This is a genomic window from Ruegeria sp. R14_0, from assembly GCF_017743975.1.
Taxonomy (GTDB): Bacteria; Pseudomonadota; Alphaproteobacteria; order Rhodobacterales; family Rhodobacteraceae; genus Ruegeria.
In genome coordinates this window covers 140,838-148,632 of the sequence record NZ_JAGHRC010000010.1, presented here as the reverse complement: position 1 = coordinate 148,632, position 7,795 = coordinate 140,838, and the positions used below count along the sequence as shown (strand labels likewise).

The following is a 7,795-nucleotide window of genomic DNA, read 5'->3' as shown; positions in this document are numbered from 1 at the left end:
CGGCAGCACGCAGGGCATGACATTCAGGATCAGCCCGCCGCCCACCGCCAGCAGAATGATCCAGACCAGCGCGCTGGTCGAAGTTTCGGCGGCCGCGATTTCATATGGTGGCGGGGTAGGGGGTGCGTCGGTACGGGGCGCAAACTCGGCCACGCGGTTGGTGTCGGTAACCGTGACGGACAAGGCGGTGGGGTCCTGTGCCAGAGCGAGGACCGGAAACTGCACCCATAGCTGACGCCTGTCGCCAGCGAGCCGGATGTCGGGTGCACCAAACGCGGTGTCACGTCCCATGTCGGGAAAGACATCAGGCGCATCAAAGGGCAGGTCGCTGGTGAAATTCAGCGTCAGCATCTCGGACTCGGTATCCAGGGTCGCGGCGTCGGACTTCATTCCGCTTGTGTTTCCCGTGGTTGGCACCCGCGACAGAAAGGCATTTATAAGCCGGGCCGAGTCCTGATCCCGACCCGTTCCCTGAGTCAGCGACAAGTCCAGCGAAAACTCGACCGGCACACAGATATCGGAACAGATCAGCATTGTCACAGCGGCCTTCAAGTCAACTGGCGCTCCGGGGTTCTCGAGTGTGACGGTCAGTGGAAAGACCACTTCGTCCTTGTACCCGAAATTCTCGATCCCGAAGGCGCGAAAACGGATCGGCGCGGGCCAGTGAAACTGTACGTCGCTGACGTTTTGCGAGCCGTTCCAAGTGATCTTGGGCGGAATTCCCACCTCACCAGGCGATTTCCAGTAGGTTTTCCAATCTTCGCCCAGTTTCAGATGCAGTCCTGCAGTGATCGTCTTGATGTCAGGCGCGATCCTGTCCTGCGCGGTAATTATGTGTGCGACCAGGGGCTCTGATTCATACGCTTGGGATGTAGCTGCAAGGCTTGTCCCGGCGGAAGTCTGGCCGAAGATTAACCCCAAGATCATAATACATAAATTTAGGAGTGTTCTCGCCATTGCGCGTTGCCATCGGTTGTTTTGCACCCGTCTCTGCCAGATTCCAGCGCTGGAGGGTCAACGAGCCGGAATGTCACATCCCCACGATCAGCTCACGAAACCTTCGCGCCCGTCTTCGCAGATGAAATAGGCCCCGCCATCCGCGCCCTCCCATTGAACCCGGCAACCTTGGGGCAGGGCGTATTCAGGCTGCGGCGGTTGCAGCGGGCATAGTTTAGGGCGTGGTGCGCAAGCCGCCAGCGAAAGAGCGGCCAGCGACATGGCGGCCAACCTTGAGTACCAAAGCTTCATGATTGAAGATTATTGCCGGTGTACTGGGTTCGGTCCGACCGCGGCGTCTGTTGCCTTTGGTCTTTCCGATTCAGATTTGTTCGAATGACAGGATTTTCCCATCGCCTTGTGCATAAAGAAATGGGCTCCGAGGCACAGGATCAACGGTGCGAAAAGACCCAAGGATTCAGAAAGCCCGCCAACCGTCCCGCCGGCGATCAAGTAGAGAGCGATCGGCGTTATCATGGCAATGCAGCAAGCCATCATGCCCCATTTCATGATCTTGCGACCGGCAAGCGGTGCTGCCGCCTGAGGCGTATCTACGGTTTGATTGTCTTTCACGCTCAACTCCAAATTTGGGATTTGAGACCTCTGGTAACGCCTTCCCGCGATGGAAGGTCAAGCTGTTTGAGTGTTGCGTTTGTTATTGAAACCCAGCAACAATCAGTTTTGTCTTTAGTTCTAGAAGCAACAATGCTGATGGCACGCATAGTCCAAAGCTTTGGTCCTTCAGTCAAAGTTAAGACGAAAGAGCACTTACCCAAAAAAGAAATGGTTTCTCTGAAAGCATCCCATTAGGTGCTTGCTGTACTTTTTTGCCTCAATTATTGGCGCACTAAAGAGCTCATTCACAGCAATCCGCCTGTTTTAATGTGCACCGGGCTACAACACATAATTTTATCGACTACCGACTTGCACGATAGCCACGATCGCACTACTTGAGCCTAATGGTGCGGAAGCTGATCATTGTTTTGAGAATGGCGTTTTTGACAAGCGTCTGCTTGACGGTGGCATTCGTCGGCACGGTTGCTTATGCAAACAATGATTTTAAGACCGCAGACACACACAACCAACACGATGTTTCGATCGCTTCAAAAGCAACAGAATTCAAACACGACCATAGCCGTTTACATTCTTCAACTGATCAACGTCACGCGGATGACTACGTGAACCATGGCGGGGAATGCCATTCCGGTATCTGTTGTGTTGGTGAATATCCGACCCACGTAGGACTTGCGGTTTTGGCTGAAGCTTTTGGCCAGAAAAACCGTAACATGGATTCCGACATCCACAACTCTCAAGCGCCTCTGACGCCCGATCGTCCTCCACAAATCTCCTAACATCCACACGCCCGTCAGCGCGGGTTTTCATGTTGTTTCGGTTCGAGCATGCAATGCGACCGTCAGGAGATTATTATGCGTGGAAGATATGCGGCACTATCAGTACTTGCCTTGGCGTTTGGCCTGGGTGGAGGTGTCTTTCTTGAAAGACTGTACCTGAATCCAATTGATCAGGGCCAGTCGAACGAACCAGAGGTCCTTTATTGGGTAGCACCGATGGATCCGAATTTTCGGCAGCCTGGACCTGGAAAATCGCCGATGGGTATGGACTTGATCCCGGTTTATTCTGGGCAGGAACCTACCGGCGACCCTGAAGAAGTCACCCTGAGCGCTGCGGAAATCAACGCAATTGGTGTTCGAACTGCGGTTGCACGCATGACTGATATCGAACCTCGCATCGAGACGGTGGGTTTCGTCGGCTTTGACGAACACCTGACCAATCACGTTCATACGCGTGTTGAAGGTTGGATTGAGCAACTGAAAGTTCGAGCGGTCGGTGATCGGGTTGAGAAGGGGCAAGTTTTATTTGAACTCTTTTCACCACTGATCGCAGCTGCGACCGGCGATCTTGTACGCGCAGTCGAAGCTGGTGACCCGCGGATTTTGGACGCGGCGCGCAATAAGTTGATCAGCCACGGTATGTCCGCTCGTCAGGTTGCTGAGATTGAGGCGGGCGGTGAGTTGGTTCGAAATGTGGAGATTGAGGCGCCTCAAAACGGTGTCGTCATAGCTCTGAATGCCGCCGATGGCATGTACCTGCAGCCAGGCACGCTTGCGTTTTCGGTCACCGATCTTTCCGAAGTATGGTTGATCGTCGATGTTTTCGAACGAGATATTGCACGTTTGTCGGAGGACATGCGCGCAATAGCAAGGTTCGAGCACCTACCCGGTCGCACCTTCGAAGGCGAAATCGACTATGTTTACCCTGAGCTTGATCCGCAAACCCGAACTCTTCCCGTCAGACTGAGTTTCGATAACACCGACGGCGTGCTGCGGCCGGGCATGTTTGGCAGTGTTAGCCTTATACCGGATGAAAGCCGGAATGTTCTCACTGTTCCCTCAGAGGCGCTAATTCGTACTGGTTCGGCGGAACGCGTCATCTTGAAAACAGGCGATGGTACTTTTCGCCCGAGACTGGTGACTACAGGTCTTCGAGACAGTTTCGGCGAGGGGGGACGAACAGAAGTTCTACAAGGGCTTGAACCCGGCGAGGAAGTTGTCGCATCCGCACAGTTTCTAATCGACAGTGAAAGTGCTTTGAGCGCCGGCTTCACGCGTATGGCACCAACGGACACCGAACCAGCACGCGGGGCAGGTACCCTGGTTTCACTCGATGCCCAAAATCGTATGGCAACTGTTCGTCACGACGTTCTCGAAAGCCTTGATTGGCCCGCAATGACTTCGCAGTTTCCGGTGAGGTCTGGTGTTTCGCTCGACCGTTTGAATGCTGGCGACGCGGTTGCTTTCGTGATCGCGCGGGGTGCGGATGGGCTTCTGAGCTTGATGGAGCTTGCACCAGACGATGGTATTGCCGGAACTGGAGCCGGAATCGCGCGCGCCGTCACTTCAGACGGCAAATTGACGCTTGAGCACGGACCGATCCCCGAGCTCGGTTGGCCCGCCATGACAATGGATTTGCCTGTTGTGGGAGTAGATCTCACTACCGTGCCAATCGACATGCCAATTGAGTTTGATCTGGCTGAGGGAGAAGGGGGGCTGTTCTCGATTGTGGCAGTTCGCGAAGAGGGCTCGCCGCCGACGGATTCAGTTGAACCCGAAGAAACCATCACGCCTTCTGCTCCACCGATTGTAGTCACCGGCACGATCAACCTCGTTAATGCTGAGGCAGGAACTGCAACCATCACTCACGGGCCGATGACTGAGATTGGGATGCCGGGCATGACCATGGATTTCCCAATAGAGCCAACATTGGACCCAAACATGCTCGAAGTCGGTTCTGAAATGACTCTGACTTTCGCGCGTGCAGATGGCATGACAATGATCTTGGCCGCGGCAACGCCTATTGCGCCGCCGCTTCAGGTTTCTGGCCGGATTAACAGTATCGACCCGAACGCGCGTACTGCGAACGTAACACACGGTCCGATGACTGAGATCGGCATGCCGGGCATGACCATGGATTTCCCGGTTGCGGAGGGGATTGAGGTTTCTAACTTGCCTGTAGGGGTTGATGTTTCTTTGATCCTTCGCCGCAATCCCGACTTTTCGATGACGCTGTTAGAGGTCGCGCTTGATGGGAGTGTTACGCAGTGATCACGGCCATCATTCGTTCTTCGCTCGCCAACAGGTTCGTCATCTTGGCCCTCGCATTCATGATAGGAGTTGCGGGTATTTGGGCCATTCGTGAGACGCCGGTTGATGCAATCCCGGATCTGTCGGATGTCCAGGTAATTGTTCGCACGCCATATCCCGGGCAAGCACCTCAAGTTGTCGAAAACCAAATCACATACCCACTTGCGACAGCCCTATTGGCCGTACCCGGTGCAAAAGACGTTCGCGGGTTCTCGTTCTTTGGAGACAGCTTTGTATATGTCGTCTTTGAGGACGGGACGGACCTCTACTGGGCTCGGTCGCGTGTGCTCGAATACTTGGGCCAGATTACCGGTAGCTTACCTGAGGGCGTGTCTCCACAACTTGGCCCCGATGCGACAGGGGTCGGGTGGATTTATCAGTATGCGCTGGTTGACAGAACCGGAAATCATGATCTGGCTCAGCTCAGGACTCTGCAGGATTGGTTTCTGAAATATGAATTACAAGCCGTGGAAGGCGTCTCAGAAGTCGCCACCATCGGTGGAATGGTCAAACAGTACCAGGTCGTCGTCGACCCAAACAAACTACGAGCCTATGACATAACACTTGCACAATTGAGGACGGCTATTCAGGCGGCCAACCGCGAGACGGGCGGCAGCGTCATTGAGATGGGTGAAGCCGAATTCATGGTCAGGTCCTCGGGCTACATTGACGAATTGTCAGACCTCGCAAGCGCACCATTGATGGTCAACGACCGTGGCGCCGCTCTGACGCTTGGAGACGTCGCTGAAATCCGTCTGGGGCCTGAAATGCGGCGCGGTGTCGGAGAACTCGACGGGCAAGGAGACGCGGTTGGCGGAGTAGTCATTCTGCGATGGGGTGGGAATGCGTTGGCGACGATCAAAGCGGTGGAAGCGCGCATCGAAGAGTTGCGCTCAAACCTGCCGGAAGGGGTCGAAATCATAACGACCTACGACCGATCTGGTGTGATCGAGCGCGCTATCGATAACCTCCAGAAGAAACTGACGCAGGAATTCATCGTCGTTGTTCTTGTGTGCGCGGCTTTTCTACTTCATCTGCGGTCATCCCTCGTAATTCTTCTGTCGCTCCCTCTGGGAATCTTTGCCGCATTTATTCTGATGAAGGCGCAAGGAGTAAACGCAAACATCATGTCGCTCGGCGGCATAGCCATCGCTATTGGTGCGATGGTCGACGCATCGATTGTGATGATCGAGGCGATGCACAGGCGGTTGGAAAAAGAAAAGCTCACAGCAGAGAACCGATGGCGGATTGTGCAAGAGTGCGCTTCTGAGGTGGGACCAGCCCTTTTTTATTCTCTGGCGATTATCACGGTTAGTTTTTTGCCTGTTTTCGTGCTGGAAAATCAGGAAGGTAGGCTCTTCTCGCCACTCGCTTATACCAAGACCTACGCCATGGCTGCAGCCGCCATCCTTTCAATAACGCTGGTTCCGGTTTTAATGGGTTACTTTGTAAGGGGGCGTATTCTACCGGAGCGAAAAAATCCGCTTAATCGCTTGGTCGTGTTCCTGTACCGCCCATTTCTGGATGCGGCAATTGCCTGGCCATGGGCAACAACACTGTTGGCTGGCGTTCTGGTGACGTCCATGTGGTACCCGTACCAGAGAATCGGCTCTGAATTCATGCCCGAGTTGAACGAAGGCGATTTTCTCTACATGCCGAGCTTCTACCCCGGGATCTCGACGGGAAAAGCCCGTGAGGTGCTGCAGCAGACCAACCGCCTGATCGCGACCGTGCCTGAAGTCGAAACTGTTCACGGTAAAGTTGGGCGTGCGGAGACTGCAACCGATCCAGCACCACTAACAATGGTGGAGACCACTATCCAACTCAAGCCAGAAAAAGAATGGCGACCGGGCATGACAATGGAGAAAATCCGGAATGAGCTCGATCGTATCGTTCAGGTTCCGGGCGTTACAAATGTTTGGATCCAACCTATCAAGAACCGCATCGATATGCTTGCGACAGGTATCCGTACTCCTGTCGGTGTCAAAATTTCCGGCACCGACTTGGAGGTCATTACAGATATCGGGATCGAAGTAGAACGTGCGGTCGCTGATATTGATGGAACGGCTTCCGCCTACGCAGAGCGACCTGTTGGCGGGCGTTTCATCGAAATCGACGTCAAACGAGATGCCGCCTCCCGATACATGATGAGTGTTCGAGAAGTTCAGGACGTAGTTCAGACTGCAATTGGCGGTATGCAAGTGTCGGAATCTGTGGAGGGGCTGGAGAGGTTTCCGATAAACCTACGGTACCCTCAAGCATGGCGAGACAGCCCGGAACGGCTCGAAAATCTTCCTGTCGTCACACCGTCGGGTGCTCATGTGCCACTGTCCGCTCTCGCCGATATTCGAATAGTTGACGGGCCGGGAATGATACGATCGGAGAACGCTCGACGAACCGGGTTCGTGTTCATCGACATAGCGGGGCGCGACCTGGGCGGATATGTAGCCGAAGCACAAGAGGCGGTTGCAGAAAAGGTCAACCTGCCTCCAGGTTATTCGCTGACTTGGTCGGGGCAGTATGAGTACATAGAGAGAATGCAGGACAGGCTGACGATCGTTGCTCCTGCAACCCTACTAATTATCACGCTCATGCTTTTCTTGGCGTTCAATCGGGTGATTGAGGTCGGGATAATTCTTGCGGCGCTTCCGGTCGCATTGGCAGGTGGGGTTTGGTTCCTGTGGTATCTTAACTTCGATATTTCGATAGCTGTACTCGTGGGTTTCATCGCGCTGGCGGGAGTTGCGGTGGAAACAGCGATTGTCATGTTGTTGTACCTCAATCTTGCTTGGGAGAAACGTCGAGGGCTGGCGCAATCGGAACAGCGAAAGCTGACACGTGACGATATCGAAGACGCGGTGTTCGAAGGAGCCGTTCTTCGGGTTCGGCCGAAGGTAATGACTGTAGCCACGATCTTTGCAGCATTGATACCCATCATGTACGGCACCGGTACAGGCTCTGAAATCATGCAGCGGATCGCTGCGCCGATGATTGGGGGCATGGTGACAGCGACCCTTCTTACGCTTTTCGTCATTCCCGCAATATTCGTGATTTGGAAACGGCTCGCGCTCAATCGCGTGAACCGAGAGATCTCCCACACGATCCAGGAAGTGCCCCCTGCGCTTCCGGCAGAATAA

At 54.3% G+C, this 7,795-nt stretch carries 6 protein-coding genes; 3 read left to right on the top strand and 3 right to left on the bottom strand.

Annotated features, from left to right (window positions below; all coding sequences use genetic code 11):
• The 3 genes from J7416_RS20870 to J7416_RS20860 form a co-directional block, all read right to left on the bottom strand.
• The coding region (locus tag J7416_RS20870) for a protein-disulfide reductase DsbD domain-containing protein (protein ID WP_280636876.1) at window positions 1-921 on the bottom strand (921 nt) is incomplete at its 3' end.
• Window positions 922-1,044: 123 nt separating this feature from the next.
• Window positions 1,045-1,218: a hypothetical protein gene (locus tag J7416_RS20865; RefSeq protein ID WP_170417885.1), complete on the bottom strand. Its 174-nt coding sequence runs from the start codon at window positions 1,216-1,218 to the stop codon at window positions 1,045-1,047.
• Between the two features lie 39 nt (window positions 1,219-1,257).
• Window positions 1,258-1,473, bottom strand: coding sequence for a DUF2933 domain-containing protein (locus J7416_RS20860; RefSeq protein ID WP_247744413.1), 216 nt, complete (start codon window positions 1,471-1,473; stop codon window positions 1,258-1,260).
• A 485-nt stretch (window positions 1,474-1,958) separates the two neighbouring features.
• Between J7416_RS20860 and J7416_RS20855 the strand changes: the two genes are divergently transcribed.
• The 3 genes from J7416_RS20855 to J7416_RS20845 all read left to right on the top strand — a co-directional run bounded on the left by J7416_RS20855 (window position 1,959) and on the right by J7416_RS20845 (window position 7,795).
• Window positions 1,959-2,348, top strand: a complete 390-nt coding sequence (locus J7416_RS20855; protein WP_171648628.1) for a hypothetical protein — start codon at window positions 1,959-1,961, stop codon at window positions 2,346-2,348.
• A 75-nt stretch (window positions 2,349-2,423) separates the two neighbouring features.
• Window positions 2,424-4,619 carry an efflux RND transporter periplasmic adaptor subunit gene (locus J7416_RS20850; RefSeq protein ID WP_171648626.1) on the top strand — a complete coding sequence of 732 codons (2,196 nt, stop codon included), beginning with the start codon at window positions 2,424-2,426 and terminating at the stop codon, window positions 4,617-4,619.
• Window positions 4,616-7,795 carry an efflux RND transporter permease subunit gene (locus J7416_RS20845; protein WP_171648624.1) on the top strand — a complete coding sequence of 1,060 codons (3,180 nt, stop codon included), beginning with the start codon at window positions 4,616-4,618 and terminating at the stop codon, window positions 7,793-7,795. The genes J7416_RS20850 and J7416_RS20845 overlap by 4 nt, the downstream gene beginning before the upstream one ends.